Source organism: Sorangiineae bacterium MSr11367 (assembly GCA_037157805.1).
Lineage (GTDB): Bacteria > Myxococcota_A > Polyangia > Polyangiales > Polyangiaceae > Pendulispora > Pendulispora rubella.
The window spans coordinates 1,004,848-1,021,369 of the sequence record CP089983.1; the positions used below are offsets into that span (position 1 = coordinate 1,004,848).

Sequence of the window (16,522 nt, forward strand, 5' to 3'; positions counted from 1 at the left end):
CGAAACCGGACCTACAAGAGATACCAGTGATGGCGCATCCTCGGGGTATGGAAAACCGAGGCCCACTGGAACGTACCCCGCGGACGACGTTGCACCGCATCCCGGATCGGGGCTCTTACGATCGCGATCTTGCCTATTCCATTCTCGACGCGGGGCTTTACGCGTCCGTGGGCATCGCCGTGGAAGGACAGCCGTTCGTCATCCCCATGGTGTACGCGCGGCTGGGCGATCGCCTCATCCTGCACGGCGCCGCGGCGAGCCGCCTCCTGAAGGCAGGGGCCAAGAGCACGCCGCTCTGCGTAACGGTGACCTTGGTCGACGGGCTGGTGTTTGCGCGCTCGGGCTTCCACCACTCGATGAACTACCGCTCCGTGATGGTGCTGGGCGAGGCGACCGAGATCACCGACACGGAGGAAAAGCTTCGCGCGCTCGATGCCCTCGTCGACCATGCGGTGCCGGGGCGCTCGAGGGAGACGCGCCCGGCGAACCGCAAGGAGCTCGTCGCCACCCGGGTTTTGGCGCTTCCCATCGTCGAGGCGTCCGTCAAAACGCGGACGGGTGGCCCCAAAGACGACGAGGACGACATGGAGCGCGCATATTGGGCGGGCCACGTGCCCCTTCGTTTGGTGGCCAGCGAACCCATTTCCGATGCCGAGCATCCACCCCGCGCACCCATGCCCGAGGCGATCGCGTCGTACCGACGGCCTTAGAGGCTCACGGGCGGTGTTTCGGCCGGTGGTGGCGGCGGAGCGGGGGGCGGTGGCGGCGGTTTCTCCTTGGTGCAGTACACCGTGACGCTCTGCGCTTGGTAGACGCCTCCACCGAGAAGCCCGACGAACCAATCGCGCGCGCTGATTTTGGTCTCGATGGTGGCCCACCGGCCCTGCGTTGGACACGCGTACTGCAAGGGGTAGGGCGGATCGATCACCACCACGTCGCCCACGATGGCGCTGTGCATGCGTTCCTCGTAGCCCTGGGCGGCTTGCCGTTGCGTGGGCAGGCCGGAACGAATCGTCGTGCGGTAGCAGCCGCCGGTGAGCAGCGCCAAGCAGGCGATGGGGAGCCAGTGCTTCATTGGGCCTCCTGCGCGTGGGAAGCTTCGGTTCTCGCTTCCTGCTGCGAAGGCGGCGAAGGTTCGGCGCACGTGACGTACACCTTCCGCGGCGAGTAGATGCCCAACGTGATCAAGCTGACGAACCATGTGGCCCCGTTCGTGCCCTCTTCGATTTTCCAGGCGTCGCGTTGATGGCAAATGTCGGCCACATTCACCTCGGCTTCGCCCGCAAGTCCCCAAAAGAAAAAGGAATTCCACTCCTCGTGCTTCTCCGCTCCTGGAGTTAAATTCTTGTTTACGAGGCTAGTGCTGAAACACCCCTGGCTGAGCCAAGCCAGCGCCAGCACCCCCGCCCGCAGCCGTCGATTCGTGATGAAAAGATTCATGGGTTGCCCACTACACCTCTAGTCTCGGCCGCGTTCGACCCATGGTTGCGTGAATCGGTGTGAGCGTCGTGTGAGAACGAAGTGATGCACTGCAGCTGAAAACGCATTTGACGCGCGCTCGGAACGCTCGCGTCACGCGTGGCGGGATATGCTCGCGCGCATGGTCCACCGAATGGCGTCGCGGGTCGCAACGTTGGGGGTCTCGGTTCTCGTGGCGTGCAGCGCCGGGTGTTCGGATGGCGTGCTCGATGACGGCGAGAGCGTCGAGGAAAACCTCGCCGCGCTGCCTGGGGACAATCTGCCCTTTGCGTCCGCGATTTTTCGCGCCACGCACAACAGCTATTCGGGAAACGTCGAGGGCGAGAAAGGGGCGATTGCCGCGCAGCTGGATCGCGGGGTGCGCTTTCTCGAGTTCGATATCCACGACAATGGATATGGAACGTTGCGGGACTATGGAATAGGGCACGATTCCGTGGGCGATGCGGTGGACCATGCCGGCGGCAATCCAGCGTCGAACGCGCTGCGTGATTGGCTCGTTCCGGTGGCATCGTGGTCGAGGAATCATCCGCAGCATGCACCGCTTTTGGTCATGCTCGATTTGAAGGACGACCTGACGGACAATCCGTCCTATGCCGCGGGCAACTTGACGGCGCTGAATGCGGAGTTGAAGTCGGTCTTCGGGTCGCAGTTGCTGCTCTCCAAAGACGTTCCCGGTGCCCTGCCGACCATCGGCGCGCTGCGCGGACGCGTTTTGACGCTTCTTTCCGGCCACGCGGGGACGCGTGCAGAATACAAGCGCGACGTGGGGAGCAGTCCCGCGGTGGCCCTCAATGGACGCGGGCAGGTGGTCGAGGTGCACGACTCGGGGAGCGGCACCCTATGGTACTGGACGGGGGTTTACGGCTCCGACGGTCGCGTGGAGTGGCGCCGGCATGGCCGTTACGACACGGGGAAGACGCCGGCGGTGGCCCTGAACGACGACGGGTGGCTCGTCGAGGTGCATCAATCGCAGAGTGCGAACACACTTTGGTACCACGTGGGCCGTCTCGGCTCGGACGGTGAGATCACCTGGTCGGAGAGCCGCAAATACGACACGGGCGTGCTGCCGACGGTGCGGTTCGCCGATGCGGCGGGCACCCGGGTTCGCGAGATCCATCGCAGCCCGAGCAGCAGCCAAAATTGGGACTGGGACGGTGTGCTCGATACGGCCGCGAGCAGCGTGGTCTGGGACGATGCGACCCACGGCAAGACGTCGGACGCGCGCTACGACGTGACGGTGTCCGCGCGTGGGAGCTCCCGCGTTTCGGTGTGGACGGGCGCCGATGGCTCGACACCGTCGAACACGTTGCGCTACGGGACGGATCGCGTGAGCGCCGATCGGATTCGCTATCCCCAATGGGCCTTCGTGGAGTACCAGCCGAACGACGCCGCCGAGCTGCGTGAGGCCTTGTTCTACGCGGCGCCGGCGACCAATGCTTCGTTCATCACGTCCGCGCGCAATGCCGGGAAGGCGGCACGCGGTTGGGACTTCGACGATGCGAGCAAGGCCACCGACCCGCTGGCGAACTACCCCGCGACGAACACCCCGTGGGCCAGTTGGTATACGACGTTGATGACCAACGCCGGTGCCGTGGAATAGCGCGCCGTCGTTCAGCCTGGACGGGCGATGGCCGCCCGCTGGACGACGGCCTTCGACCAGATCGTTCCGTAGCGCATGGTGGGGAGTTCCACGAGGCGGTATGCGATCGCGCTGGTGACGAGGACGAATGGCAACGTGAGGAAGCCCGTGAGCCAATGATGGCTCGTGAGATAGAGCTCATAGCCGCGCGGGAGGTGCGGGAGCGCCGCGAAAAACGCGAGCTGCACGGCGACATGGTACAAATAGACACTGTAAGAGATGTGCCCAATGGCAACCAGCGGCCTCCAAGACAGGATCGGAAGCTTCGTATCCGCCGGCTGGACGCAAATCGCCAGGACGGCCACGCCGGCACCGAGGCAGCACACGAGCGGATAGAGCGTGGCGTAGGAGAAGATGTCCGTGCGGAGGTAATCGGCCCTTCCCGCATCGTAGAGGCACCAGTGATTGGCGGCGAGGAAGACGCCAATGCCAATGAGCCAAAGAACCCCGCGCTGGCGCGGTGACCGCGAAAAGGTGATGGCCGCACGCGGCTCGACATAGGCCACCAACATGCCCACGCCAAAGAGATCCAAAAACGACGTGGGCAGGACGAAGTGGGATTCATTCCCCGCCACGGGGTAGGTGAATTCGAGCACGCGCGAAACGAGGCCGACGCCGACGAACAACAAGATGAGGGCAAGGGCTGCGTGCCGCGTGCCGACGACGCGCGCTACCAGCCATGCGCTCATGGGCAAGAGTACGTAAAATTGAGCTTCGATGGATAAGCTCCAAAATGCGGCGTTGATATCGAAAAAGGAATGGCCACCCATGAAGTTGAAATACAGAAGAGCATGCGCGGTGAAGGCCGACGCACTCGGCGGGTGCAGGTGGGTCGCATAGCGCAGCGCCGTGAAGAAGATGAGCGCGCCCAAATACGGAGGGTATATGCGAAGGAACCGCCGAATGGCATAACTCGAAAGCAATGGGAGCGAGGTCCCTGCCGCGAGAGCCTGCACGAAGGGCTTCGACACCAGGTATCCGCTCAATACGAAGAAGATCAGCACGCCCGTGAAGCCTGGGATCACGAGCGGTGAACTCCGGAACTCGGCCCCGCAGTGGTAAAATGCAACCAAGAGAGCAGCGATGGCACGCAATCCATCGAGCGCATCGCTGCGGGTATTGTAAGTCTTGGTCGTCGCAGCCATATGGAAACTCCAGTTCGCTCCGTCGAGCGGCAGTCCCTCCCATGTGGTTGGGAAGAAGGCTCCCGGCCCGTCACAATAGTCGTCGCCGTCCGATAAAAGATTCACCAAATTCGTCGTGATTCGCGGTGAATTCTGGTGGACCTGATGGCGGAGTGGTGCTAGCGGCGCCTAGCCAGAGTGCGTGCCGAGAGCGCGGAGGAGCGAGCGCGCCTTGTTCAGGGTCTCCTTGAATTCGCGCTGCGGATCGGAGTCGATGACCACCCCGCCGCCCACTTGGACGTAGGCACGGGACCCTTTGCGCAGGATGGTGCGGATGGCGATGTTCAGGTCCATGTCGCCGGCGAACGACAGATAGCCGATGGAGCCCGTGTACAGGCCGCGGGCGGTGGGTTCGAGCTCGGAGATGATCTCCATGGTGCGGATTTTGGGCACGCCCGTGATGGTTCCACCGGGGAAGAGGGCAGCCACGACGTCGAGGAGGTCCTTGCCGTTGGAGAGCTCGCCGACCACCTCGGACTCGATGTGCATCACGTGCGCGTAGCGCGTGATTTCCATGAGCCTCGAGACGTGGACGCTGCCGTAGCGGCAGACGCGCCCGAGATCGTTGCGCTCGAGATCGACGAGCATGACATGCTCGGAGAGCTCTTTTTCGCAGGTGCGTAGCTCGTGCAGGAAGCGGGCGTTCTCGTCGTCGGCGCCGGTGCGCCGGGTTCCGGCGATGGGGCGGGTGAAGAGCTTGCCGGCGTCCACGCGGACGAGGCGCTCGGGGGACGCGCTGATGATTTCGAAGTCGTCGAATTGGAAGTAGCTGGCAAAATGCACGGGGTCGATGCGCGACAGCGTTTCGTAGAGATCGAGCCCGTGGCCGCGGTATTCCGTTTCGAGGCGCTGGGAGAGGTTGACTTGGTAGGTGTCGCCGGTGCGGATGTAGTCTTGGATTCGGCGGACGGCGGTTAGGTAATCTTGGTGGGTGAAGTTGGATGTGAAATCTCCCCCACCCCGGCCCTCCCCCGGGGGAGGGGGCCCTTGCAGGTGTTTCACGGCATGCAGAAGTGCGTCCACCCGCGTTTTGCATTCGGAATACCGGTCGCCGGTGGCCACCACGTAAATGACGTCGGCGTGGTGGTCCACGACGAGGAACTCGTTGACGAAGTGGAAGGCGATATCCCAAATACCGAGGTCGTCGTTGCGGTGTGCGGGAAGGCGCTGGAAATAGCGATGGGCGTCGTATCCGAAAAAGCCCACGGCCCCGCCCATGAAAAGCGGCATGTCCGGGAGCCGTGGAGCGCGCCATTCACGCAACAGCGCTCTCAGCGCGGCAATCGGATCGCCCTCGAATGGCCGGCCGTCGATCCAATAGCGATCCCCTTTGGCCACGAAGCGCAGAAATGGCGCCGCGCCCAAAATGGAATATCGCCCTTCCTCGGAAACGCGCGTGCTCTCCAGCAAGAAGCGATTTCGCTCCGGCAAAGCCCGCAAGAGATCCACGGGTGTCCGCCCCTGGCGCGGCACCGCGGCGACCACTGGAACTTGATTGTACCCTGCGCGGACCCAGCCGCCGAACGTCCGCTCGTCCAACTCGACAACCCTCTATCTACGACGACGATGCGGGCACGTCCGCGGTTTGCCCGTTCACGCGGGCGACCACGCTCAGCACTTCTTCGTCGGTCATGATGTGATCCTGCGCCTTGGCGGCCTTCAAAATCTCCTGCACGAGCTTCTCCGTTGCAGGAATCCCCCGCCGCCGCAGCCAATAATTCACGTTCGAGGCCCCGCTCATGAACCCAATGCAGATCTCCTGCGACCGCCCGAACGTCCCGGCCGGCACCCCGCTGTAGATCCGATCGGCGAGCCACGCATCGCCCTTGGCCATCGCCTTGATGATCGCCGCCGCGTGCACGCCCGTCGCCGTGCGAAACGCGTCGCGCCCCACCAAGGGATAGTTGATCGGGATATGCCAGCCGACGGCCGCGGCCGCCGCCTGCACGTAGTCCAGCAACCGGGTCAAATCCTGCTCACCCAGGAGCCCGAGAAGCTTCATGTTCATCAACAGGAGCTCCATGGGCACGTTGCCCACGCGCTCGCCGATGCCCAGGGCCGTCCCGTGCACGCGATTGGCCCCGTATTCGAGCGCCCAGATCGCATTCTCCAGGGCAAACCCGCGGTCGTTGTGGCCGTGCCAGTCGATGCCCACGTCCTTCGCGCCCGTGCCGGCGATGACGTCCTTCGTGAACCGAATCAAATTGCGCACGCCGTCCGGGGTGGCGTGGCCCACCGTATCGGCCAAGCATAGACGCGTTGCGCCATGCTCGATGGCCGCCCGGAACAGGGTCGTCAACGTTTCGGGGCGCGAGCGGGTCGTGTCCTCGGTGACGTAGGCCACCTTCAAGCCGGCCTTCACCGCCACGTCGATCGCCTCGGCGCTGCGCTTGGCGATCAGCGCGACGTCCCATTCCTCCGTGTATTGCCGAATGGGGCTCGAGCCGATGAACGCGTACACCTCGATGGGAATACCCGCGCGCTGCGACAGCTCGATCATCGGCGTGATGTCGCTCACCACCGTGCGTCCCGCACAGGCCACCTTGATCTTCAGCCGGTTGTGCTCGACCTCCCTGCACATGCGCAGGCAATCGTCGAACGCGCGCTTGGAGCTTCCAGGCAACCCGATGTCGGCAGCGTCGATGCCGATGTCGTTCATCAGGTTGAGAAGCTCCAGCTTGTGCCCGACGTCGGGGTCGATGACCGACGGATTTTGCAGCCCGTCGCGGAGCGTCTCGTCGAAGAACGAGACGCCCGCTGGCACGATGCGTCCCCGTCGGTCGACCTCGTTCCAGTCGTAAACGAGGTCCGAGATGTTCGCCCCCTCCGTCCGTGCGTCTCCCATCGCCTCTCTACTCTACATCGGGAATCCGCAACGTGCCCCCCATCCTCCGTTCAGGAGGTTGGCGCGGTTATGACGCGCTGTTGCCGTCGTCGCCCGGCCCTTTACCTGCAGGAGCCTTGGCCACGACGACCATCGCAGCGCGGAGGAGTTTGTCCCCCTGGATGTAGCCCGGCTGCACCTCGAAAATAACGGTGCCGCTGGGGTGTTGGTCGGTCTCGACCTGCTGAATGGCCTCGTGCACCGTCGGGTCGAACGGCGTGCCCACCGCAGGCACTTTCTTGATGTCGAGCTTCCCCAAGGTCTGCTCGAACTGCTTCAAAATCATCTGCATGCCGTCGATGACGGCCTTCACGTCTTGGGCGCGTTGCGCGCTTTGGACACCGCGCTCGAGGTTGTCGAACACGGGAAGCAGCTCGCGCAGGATATCCTCGCGTCCTTGTTTTCTCGCATCGTCGGCCTCGCGGCGCGAGCGTTTGCGGAAATTATCGAACTCGGCGGCCGTGCGCATCCACATGTCCTTCAGCCGGGCCGCCTCGAGCTGGGCTTGCGCGAGCGGGTCCTCAGCGGGGGCTTCTTCGGCCTCGAGCAGCGCCTCGGCCTCGGTCTCGAGCTCCGGCGAAACGTTGCCATTTTCCGTTCGACTCACATCCTTCTCCGTCATGATGGGGGGTGACTATACCGAAAAACCCGCGTGCGCCAGGTGCTCGTCCGCATGCGATGCGGACAAGTAGAGACCGCGGGCATAGAGACGCAGCCGCTCGGCGGGATCGAGATCCCCCTTGCGGCCGCTGGTGGCCGCTGCCAGTAGGATGGCGGCGGTGACGCTCACGTTAAGACTCTCCACGAATCCGCGCATGGGGACCCGCACCGCGCGCGTGCACGCGGCCGTCAAGTCGTCGCTGATTCCGTTCCGTTCGTTGCCCAGCACCAGGCCAAATCGCGGGATGTTCGCCAAGTCCGACGGCAAAAGTTCACCATCAGGGTGCGTGGCAATGAGTTCCAGCCCCGCCTCTTTGGCCGCCGCCGCCGCGTCCTGCACGGTGGGATGTGGGACGATGTCGACCCATTTTTCGGCGCCACGCGCCACGGAGGCCGCCGCGAGGAACTTCTCGCGCGACTCGATGACGTGCAACGTCTGAATCCCGAAGGCCTCGCACGTCCGCACCACGGCCGCCCCGTTGTGCGGATCGTGCGGCGATTCGAACAACACCGTGATGCTGGCGAACCGGCCCGAAATCACCTCCAAGATCCGCTCGCGCCGTCGTTGCTGGACGAAAGGCTCCAAGGCACGTACGACCCCTGCCGGATCGTGCTGCTCGAAGCGTAGAATGCGCTCCGAAACGAGCTCGTCTTTGTTAAGTACGCCTGGGGTCTTCCGCCGCATCGCACGGCTCTTTAGATCGAACCTGGACCAAAATGGGCACAATACGGGTTTCTGACTACAGTTGACCTCCTCGCGCATGGATCAAGACGGCACACCCGAGCGGAGCAGCCGCCTTCCTCGCCCCCCGCGGCCCGCCCGCGGAGGCCGCGATTGGGGCCGCTCCATCTCGCGGGTCTTCTGCGCGATCCTCGCGGTGTTGGCGCTGCTTCCGCCGGTCGTCGTGCTGGCGGTGCGCTCCTCCTTCTTGCAGCGGTGGGCCACGTCGCAGCTCGATCAGCTCATTCGCTCGAAGGGCATCGTGGCCGACTACGAGGTGGTGCCCAAGCTGTGGCCGCTCTCCATCGAGCTGCGCTCGGTACGGGTCGAGTCCAACGACGGCGGAGATCCCCTGCTCATCGCCCAGCGCGTGGCGGTGCGGCCCAAGTTCTTCGGCCTTTTGTCGGGAAAGCTCGCCATCGAGCAGGTGGACATCGAGGGCCCCAAGATTCGCGTCGTTCTCAAGGACGGCAATCTGGCCAACCTGGGCATCGAGCTTCCCAAGTCCGAGAAAAAGGAGAGCACCGGGCCGCTGCACCTGCCCTCGGGCGTGCTGGCCATCACCGACGGTGAGCTCGACCTGGACATCGAGGGCATCCGCGTGAAGGCGCAGGCCGTGGACCTCGATGTCACCTCGGACGACGATCCGCAAGAGGGCACCAGCCTCGAGGTGGCCCTGCGCATGGGCGAATCGCGCATTTCGCGCAACCGCGTGCTCTCGCCGCAGATGACCGCGCACGACGAGGACACGCTCTGCCTGGTCGACGGGCGCGTGCGCGTCGATCCGCACGTGGTCGCCATCCACCGCCTCCGCGTCTCCGGTGCCGCCGATCTCGATCCCGCCGCCGGCACGGCACCGCCCTGCAAACTCCCCGACACGGACGTGCGCAAGGTCGAGCTCTCGGTGACCCACACGACGGTGCGCCTCCCGGAAAAAGAGGGCGATCTGCCCCACGGCGATGGCCACATCATGGCCCGCGCCCCGCTGGCCATCGGTGCGAAGGCCGGCCCATTTCCGGAGAGCGGCGGGTGGATCTCGGTCGACGCCGACGTTCGCTACCTCGAGGGGATGAACCTGCCCGACGTCAATGGCAAGGTCGAGGCGCGCGATCTGCGCATCGGGAAGTACCAGCTGGCCAGCTACGTCGACTCCGAGATCGTCGCCAAGCAGGGTGTCATCACCAGTCCCCGCACGGCCATCGGCATCGCCGAGGGCACCGCCTTGCTGAGCGACGTGCGGGTCGAGCCGCTCGTGAAGGGCATCCCCATCCGCGCCAAGGTGGACGTCAAGGACGCGAGCTTCACCGCGCTCATGCGCGAGCTCGGCGTGAGCCAGCACCCGCACGTGACGTGGGACCTCAAGGAGGTCAAGGTCGCGACGTTCGGCGGGACCATCGATCCGTTGAAGCTCGACGGCGACATGATCGCGCACACGCCCAACTTCGCCGTCTTCGACGTGGCGGTGGACGATCCCGCCCGCGCCCGCGTCATCGGCGTGAAAGAGGCGCAGCTTCAGGCCCACGTGTCCGTGCGCCCCGATGCGCTTCAATTCAAGGCTGTCAAGGCCACCTTGCCGAAGAGCACCATCGATGGCGGCTTCGTCTCCATCGGCTTCGACGAGGACTTGCGCGTGGAGGTTCCCTCCGTGGTCGCCGACCTCACCGAGATCGGCCCATTGGGCTCGATCCCCATCTCGGGCAAGGCCACGGCCAGCGCCATCGTCAGCGGCGCCTTCAACGATCCGCACCTGGAGGCCGACGCCACCATCGAGGACTTCGTCCTGAGCGGGATCCCGTTCGGCAACGTCACCGCGGGGCACGCCACGCTCAAAGGGCTCACCGTCGAGCTTTCCAACGTGAAGGCGACGAAGAACAAGAGCAATTACGAGATGCCCTCGGGCAAGCTCGATTTCGGCGGCGCGGCCAACATGGTCATGGACGCCGTGGTGACGTCCACCGGCTTTTCCGCGCGCGATTTCTTCAACCTGTTCCAGATGGACGAAGATCCGCGGTTTACCGAAATCGACGGCACCTTCACCACCAATTCCACCCTCCACCTCGCCCTGGGCGGCCCGCAGGATCGCTGCAAGGGCGGGTTCTTGAACGTGGGCGGCCATGCCCATCTGCGCGACGTGAAGCTCTTTGGCGAGGCCTTCGACGATGGCGACATCGACCTGGGCTACGAATGGGAGGACCGTCTCGCAGGGCTCGATGGAGCTCGCATCGACGTGCACGCGGCCACCTTGCGCAAGGTGCGGCCCAACCCGTCCGGCATCGCGGTGGGGACCGTGTTCGGCTCGGCGAAGGTCGACCGCGGCAAGCTGAATGGCAGCGTGGTCGTGCAGGGCATTCCGCTCTCGCGCATCCAGACCATGAGCGCCTCCATGGGCAGCCTCGCGTCGGAGCTCGATGGTTCGGCCTCGGGCTTCGCCCAGGTGAGCGGCACCATCGACGCGTTCAAGGTCGAGGGAAACCTGGACATCACGCCGCTCTTGGTGCGCAACACGCGCCTCGGGGCCTCGCACGTGGACGTGGCGATGATTCAGAAGGAGCCGACGGCGAAAAAGCCCATCGGCACCACGGCATGCGGCGCGCCGATGTACCCGGCGTTCGACAAGGCGACGTACAACCCGGATGCCTTGGCCGGCGAGTTTCGGGTGAGCGGCGAGTTGTTCAGCGGCCAGGTCAAGGTCGACGACTTGGTGATGACCCGCGAAAAGAACTCGCTCATCACCGGCAAGATCCTCACGAAGGGTCTGGATCTCGGTGCGGTGCTGCGCATCGCCAAGCCCCCGGCCGAAGATCTCGAGGCCGCGGCGGTGCCGCAGGTTCCGGCGACGGGGGAGCTCACCGGCGAGCTCACCATCGCGCGCTACCGCCAGGGCGACGCGGCGCACGCGCAGCTGTCGTTCGTGCCCGGCTCGATGTCGCTCGAGAAGGGCTCGCAGAAGGTGAGCATGCGCTCCACGAGCTCCGTCGTGTACGTCAAAGACGACACGTTGGCGGTGCCGCCGCTGACCTTCGATCTGCAGGCCGGCAACTCGGCCAACGCCAGCAAGGCCCTCCGCGGGACCATCACCGTGCGCGGTGCCGCGTACCACTTCAGCACCTCGCCCGAGCTGGCGTTCAACGCGGAGCTCGTGCCCATCGATCTCGGCGTGCTCGTGGGCGCCGTTCCCAAGCTGGAACGCGCCCAGGGCAAACTCGGAGGGTCGCTCTACGTGACGGGCAAGGCGAGTGCGCCCGAGATGGATGGCTCGCTCACCGTTCGCGGTGGGGAATTCATCGTCGAAGGCTTGCCCAGCCCCGTCACCGCGGTCGAAATGGACGTGAAGGCCGACGCGTCCGAGGTGCGCATCACCCGCGGCTCGGCGCGCTTTTCGGGCGGGACCTTGGGCGTCACCGGTCACCTTCCCATCTCGGGTTTCACCGTGGGCGCCGGCCAGGTCGACGTGCGCGCGCGCAACTTGCGCATGTCGCCCACCGACGGCGTCACGACGACCTTCGACGCGGATCTCGCGTTGCACGTGAGCCCGCCGAGCAGCGGCGATGCGAAGACGCCGCTCCCGCAGGTCACCGGCGACGTGCTGATCACGTCGGCCGAGTACACGCGCCCCATCTCCCTGACCACGGATCTCAGCGCCCTGGGCATGCGCGCCAAGCGCACCGTCGTGGAGAGCTACGATCCCTCGCTCGACGCGCTGACCTTGGACATCCAGGTGAAAAATAGGGGGCCGCTGCGCATCCACAACAACCTGGCGGAGGTCGAGCTCAACATCGACAACCAGGGGCTCCACGTCACGGGCACCAACCAGCGCATCGGCCTCCGGGGCGAGGTGCGTGCGCAGCAAGGCGGGCGCTTCCGCTTTCGCTCGACGGAGTTCGAGGTTCGGCAGGCAATCATCCGATTCGATGATCCAACACGCATCGATCCGAACATCGACGTAATAGCCCAGACCGAGTACCGTCGCTACGGCACCTCGACGACGGCCACGGGCGGCGGGGGGAGAACTGCAGGACTATGGCGGATCACCCTTCACGCGCACGGCGACACGGACAACTTGCGATTGGACCTGACGAGCGACCCTCCGCTGTCGCAGGACGACATCGTGTTGCTCCTGGCGGTGGGCATGACCCGCACGGAGGTCGACCAGCTTCAGAGCAGTGCGGCGCTCGGGGCGGGCGTGGCGCTCGAGGCGCTGTCGAGCGCGACGGGGGCCGACCGTGCGGTGACCAACGCCATCCCGGTCATCGACGACTTCCGTTTCGGCAGTGGCTACTCGTCCCGAAGCGGCCGCACCGAGCCTCAGGTGACCATTGGAAAACGCATCACGGACGACGTTCGCGCCACCGTCACCACGGGCCTCTCGGAGGACCGCGAGCTGCGCTCGAACATCGAGTGGCGATTGAGTCAACGAACCAGCGTTCTAGGCTCCTACGACAACGTCAATGACGTATCCTCCTCGAGCATTGGCAACTTGGGGCTCGACTTCCGTTGGCGGCTGGAGTTCCAGTAAAGGGCTCGTAGCCCTCGTTCTCCTTCTCGCGACGCTGCTTTTCTCGACACGCGCTCGTTCGGAGCCGGGGAAGGGGAGCGTCGAGGTCCTCACGCCCCCGGAGCTGCTTGCGCCCCCGCCCTCGGTGCCGGTGCTTCCGCCGCGTCCCAACGTCGATGCCTGCGTCGGGCGCCCCATCACGGCCATCGATACGGAACTGGAAGGCGAGCGCTGGGGCATGATGCATCTGCCCAAGGTCGTCGGCGTCAAGCCCGGGGAGATCTTCTCCGAGGCCGTGGCCCGCCGCGCCCTTTCCGAGTTGCTCGATCGCGGTCAGTTTGCCCGCGGCCACGTCACCCTGACGACCGAAGGCGCCGGCTGCCGCATGGTCGTCCAAGTCGCCGTGCGCAAGATCATCGAGAACCTGCGCTTTCACATGGGCGGCGTCAAAGTCGAGCGCGACGAGCTGCTGCGCGAGGCCGACTTCACCGAGGGGGGCGAGTTCGTGGGCGCCGACCTGGGCGACAAGCAAGAGCGCATGGAGGCCCTGCTCGCGCGCCGGGGCTACCCCAAAGCGACCATCGCCCTGGAAACCCGCACCACGGACGATCCGTTGCGCATCGACGTCACCTTGACGGTGCGCGATGGCGAGCCGCGTATCCTCGGGCGCCGCGTTTTTTACGTCTACGACGCGCGCCCCGAGGAACTCGAATCGACGAACGGCAGCTACCGCGTCAAGGTCGGCGATCGCGCCGACGAGACCGCACTCGAGGCCGCCGACAGCCAGCTGGAGGCGCGCCTGCGCGCCCGCGGCTACCACCAAGCCGACGTCTGGCACGACGTCGTCTCGGCCGACGGCATGATCGTTCTGCGCATCCGCGTCCAAGCCGGCAAACTCTTTCTCCCGCGCTTCGAGGGCAACGAGCACTACGACCAGGACGCCCTCACCGAGGCCCTGGGCATTGCCACCGAAGCGGATCTCAGCCCGATTCATCTTGCGGAAAAGATTCGAGATTTTTACCAGAAGCGCGGCTACCTCGACGTGGAGGTCGCCTTCGAAGAACGCGGCACCGCGCGCGATCAGGTGCACTACCTAGTCTTCAAGATCAGCGAGCACCCTCGCGTGCGCGTCGCGGCCCGGGCGTACCCATGCCTGCGCCAGGAAGACGTGCGCCGCCTCAATCAGGGCGGGCCCACCAGCGTGTCGGAGATCGGGCGCGAGATCGACAGCTACCTCGAGGAGGAGCTCCCGGGCGCCGACATCCTCAAGAGCCCCGATCCGCGCGGGGTCGACGCGCTCATCAGCCCGCAGCAGCGCGGCGCCGTCGATGTGCCCGTCGATCTGGAGCCCGACAGCGTCTACGTCGCCGACACGTACCAGCGCGCCGTCGAGCACGTGCAGGAGCTCTACCGCCACGAAGGCTTTCTCCACGCCCAGGTCGGCCCGGTGCAGATCGTACGGCGCCGCTGCGATCCGCGTTCGCCCGCCGGCCGCTGCATCCCGCTGCCGTTGCCCAACGAGAACGGCAAACCCGTGGAGCCGGAGGCCTGCACCTACGACATCACGAACCTCCCGCTTCCCGTGGCGCCGCTCCCGGCGGCCATGAGTTGCGTGCCGGATCCGCTCCACGGCATCGCCTGCGAGCCCCGCGTCACCTTGCGCATTCCGGTGAAGCTCGGCCCGCGCACCACGCTGTACGACCTGTCCTTCACCGGCACGCGCGCCATCTCCGAGCGCACCTTGGCCCTCGCCGCGCAGCTCTCGCTGGGCACGCCGGTCAACACCGTGAAGCTCGAGGAAGCTCGCCGCCGTTTGCTCGACGTGTACCGCGAGGAGGGCTACGCGTTCGTCGACATCAAGTACACCCTCGACGAGTCGCTCGACCACACGCGCGCGCGGGCCCGCTTCGAGATCACCGAGGGTGAGCAGGTCATCGTTCGCAACATCGTCATTCAAGGCAACGACTTGACCCGCGAGGGCGTCATCCGGCGCCGCATCGCGCTGCAGATCGGCCAGCCTTACCGAACCAGCGACATCCGAAAGACCCAAGAGCGCATCGCCACGCTCAACGTCTTCAGCAGCGTCGACGTCGGCCTCTCCGATCCGTACGTTCCCGCGAAGAACAAGACGGTCATCATCACGGTGGCCGAGGTCATTCCCAAGTTCCTGGAGATCCGCCCCGGCTTCTCCACCGGTGAGGGCTTCCGCCTCACCACCGAGATCGGCGATCGGAACTTCGCGGGCTCGGCCATCGGTCTGTCGGCGCGCGTGCAGGTGTCGTATCTGCCCGATGCCTTCATCCTCGACGACCAGGTCAAGTCGAACTTCGGGACCCTCTCCTTCAGCGAGCGCATCGCCGGGCGCATCACGTTACGCGGCGAATTTCCCGAGATCGGGCTCGGCCCTCTCTGGCGCTCCGGGGTCGACGGCATCTTTTCGCGTGCGCTCCAGCGCGACTTCGTTCTGACGAAGTGGGCGGGCATTCCGAGCATTTCGTACAGGCCGTTCCGGCCGGTGCTGCTCACGTTCTCTCCGACGCTCGAGCGAAACACGGCGACCGTCTTCAACAAGTCGCTCTACGAGTTGCAGCAGCAATTGCAGCAGCAGCAAGGCGGCGGCGATCTCTTGCGCCTCCTTCGCGTGCCCGAGGGGACGAGCATCGCCGTTTCCCAGCGCCTCATCGTCTCGTGGGACCGCCGCGACAACTCCTTCAATGCGCACTCGGGGACGTATTTCGTCAGCGGCATCGAGCACGTGGACTGGAACCCGGTGAGCACCCCCACCGTCGCGGATCCCACGCTGCAGGAGCAGATCAACCAGCAGCAGGGCCACTTTCTTCGGTTCGCCGAAACCTTCGCCGGCTACATCCCGCTGGGAAAGCTCACGTTCGCCGCCGAGTTGCGCCTCGGCACCAACGTGCAGCTCACCTCGGGCTCGACCACCTACCCGGACCGTCTCTTCTTCATGGGCGGCATCGAATCGATGCGCGGCTTCGCCCAGGACTCGTTGGTCCCGCAGGACTTCGACGACCTCATCGAGTACGACAAAAAGAATCCACCCGTGGGACGTCAGCCCTTCACGCAGAACACCATCCCCATCCGCGGTGGCAACCTCATGTTCAACCCGAAGTTCGAGCTGCGCATCCCCCTCCGGGGCGCCCTCGAAACTGTGTTGTTCACCGACGTGGGCAACCTCTGGTACGACCCGCTCTATCCCTTCCAACAGAAGGAATTCCCGATGCGCGTTTCGGTGGGGACCGGAATCCGGTTTCAAACCCCTGTCGGCCCGCTCGTTTTCGACTACGGTATCAACCTGACCCGCCGCAAAGCCTACGAGGACTTCGGCGCGTTCCACTTTGCGATTGGGCTCTTCTGAACGAGGGGCAACCACCGCTTGACAAGCAACCCCTGTCCTCGTACGTTCCCGCCCCCTCTGGGGCTTGGGGCACCAGCAGGCTTC

At 65.1% G+C, this 16,522-nt stretch carries 11 protein-coding genes; 4 read left to right on the top strand and 7 right to left on the bottom strand.

Translation table 11 applies throughout. The features are described 5' to 3' along the window. Window positions 1–47: 47 nt before the first annotated feature. Window positions 48–710 (top strand): pyridoxamine 5'-phosphate oxidase family protein, encoded by a 663-nt coding sequence (locus LVJ94_04370; GenBank protein ID WXB06478.1) that lies wholly within the window; start codon window positions 48–50, stop codon window positions 708–710. On the opposite strand, the gene LVJ94_04375 is transcribed toward LVJ94_04370, so the two are convergent. Both LVJ94_04375 and LVJ94_04380 read right to left on the bottom strand, forming a co-directional pair. Then, a complete protein-coding gene (locus LVJ94_04375; protein WXB06479.1) occupies window positions 707–1,075 on the bottom strand; it encodes a hypothetical protein in 369 nt (122 codons plus the stop codon). The genes LVJ94_04370 and LVJ94_04375 overlap by 4 nt on opposite strands. Then, window positions 1,072–1,440: a Bor family protein gene (locus tag LVJ94_04380; protein WXB06480.1), complete on the bottom strand. Its 369-nt coding sequence runs from the start codon at window positions 1,438–1,440 to the stop codon at window positions 1,072–1,074. Before LVJ94_04380 ends, LVJ94_04375 begins: the two co-directional genes overlap by 4 nt. A 172-nt stretch (window positions 1,441–1,612) precedes the next feature. Here LVJ94_04380 and LVJ94_04385 point away from each other — a divergent pair, with 172 nt between their 5' ends. Next, window positions 1,613–3,079, top strand: a complete 1,467-nt coding sequence (locus tag LVJ94_04385) for a hypothetical protein (GenBank protein WXB06481.1) — start codon at window positions 1,613–1,615, stop codon at window positions 3,077–3,079. Between the two features lie 11 nt (window positions 3,080–3,090). Here the strand turns inward: LVJ94_04385 and LVJ94_04390 are convergent, their stop codons facing one another. The 5 genes from LVJ94_04390 to LVJ94_04410 all read right to left on the bottom strand — a co-directional run bounded on the left by LVJ94_04390 (window position 3,091) and on the right by LVJ94_04410 (window position 8,531). After that, window positions 3,091–4,263 (bottom strand): acyltransferase, encoded by a 1,173-nt coding sequence (locus tag LVJ94_04390; GenBank protein ID WXB06482.1) that lies wholly within the window; start codon window positions 4,261–4,263, stop codon window positions 3,091–3,093. 168 nt (window positions 4,264–4,431) lie between these two features. After that, entirely contained in the window at window positions 4,432–5,841 is a 1,410-nt protein-coding gene (locus tag LVJ94_04395; GenBank protein ID WXB06483.1) for an anthranilate synthase component I family protein, read from the bottom strand. Window positions 5,842–5,857: 16 nt separating this feature from the next. After that, window positions 5,858–7,147: a LeuA family protein gene (locus LVJ94_04400; protein WXB06484.1), complete on the bottom strand. Its 1,290-nt coding sequence runs from the start codon at window positions 7,145–7,147 to the stop codon at window positions 5,858–5,860. A gap of 67 nt (window positions 7,148–7,214) precedes the next feature. Then, window positions 7,215–7,808, bottom strand: coding sequence for a nucleotide exchange factor GrpE (locus LVJ94_04405; GenBank protein ID WXB06485.1), 594 nt, complete (start codon window positions 7,806–7,808; stop codon window positions 7,215–7,217). Between the two features lie 12 nt (window positions 7,809–7,820). Beyond that, the gene (locus tag LVJ94_04410; protein ID WXB06486.1) at window positions 7,821–8,531 is read right to left on the bottom strand and encodes an RNA methyltransferase; all 711 of its coding nucleotides are present in this window, start codon (window positions 8,529–8,531) and stop codon (window positions 7,821–7,823) included. A gap of 76 nt (window positions 8,532–8,607) precedes the next feature. Here LVJ94_04410 and LVJ94_04415 point away from each other — a divergent pair, with 76 nt between their 5' ends. After that, window positions 8,608–13,083, top strand: a complete 4,476-nt coding sequence (locus LVJ94_04415; GenBank protein ID WXB06487.1) for a translocation/assembly module TamB domain-containing protein — start codon at window positions 8,608–8,610, stop codon at window positions 13,081–13,083. Then, complete coding sequence (locus tag LVJ94_04420; GenBank protein WXB06488.1) at window positions 13,037–16,438, top strand: BamA/TamA family outer membrane protein; 3,402 nt, start codon at window positions 13,037–13,039, stop codon at window positions 16,436–16,438. The genes LVJ94_04415 and LVJ94_04420 overlap by 47 nt, the downstream gene beginning before the upstream one ends. The last annotated feature ends 84 nt before the right edge of the window (window positions 16,439–16,522 follow it).

Excerpts from the sequence above, each read along its gene's own strand:
- LVJ94_04405 (WXB06485.1), bottom strand. The coding sequence starts at position 7,808 with ATGACGGAGAAGGATGTGAGTCGAACGGAAAATGGCAACGTTTCGCCG.
- LVJ94_04400 (WXB06484.1), bottom strand. The coding sequence starts at position 7,147 with ATGGGAGACGCACGGACGGAGGGGGCGAACATCTCGGACCTCGTTTAC.
- LVJ94_04380 (WXB06480.1), bottom strand. The coding sequence starts at position 1,440 with ATGAATCTTTTCATCACGAATCGACGGCTGCGGGCGGGGGTGCTGGCG.
- LVJ94_04385 (WXB06481.1), top strand. The coding sequence starts at position 1,613 with ATGGCGTCGCGGGTCGCAACGTTGGGGGTCTCGGTTCTCGTGGCGTGC.
- LVJ94_04390 (WXB06482.1), bottom strand. The coding sequence starts at position 4,263 with ATGGCTGCGACGACCAAGACTTACAATACCCGCAGCGATGCGCTCGAT.
- LVJ94_04415 (WXB06487.1), top strand. The coding sequence starts at position 8,608 with ATGGATCAAGACGGCACACCCGAGCGGAGCAGCCGCCTTCCTCGCCCC.
- LVJ94_04375 (WXB06479.1), bottom strand. The coding sequence starts at position 1,075 with ATGAAGCACTGGCTCCCCATCGCCTGCTTGGCGCTGCTCACCGGCGGC.
- LVJ94_04410 (WXB06486.1), bottom strand. The coding sequence starts at position 8,531 with ATGCGGCGGAAGACCCCAGGCGTACTTAACAAAGACGAGCTCGTTTCG.
- LVJ94_04370 (WXB06478.1), top strand. The coding sequence starts at position 48 with ATGGAAAACCGAGGCCCACTGGAACGTACCCCGCGGACGACGTTGCAC.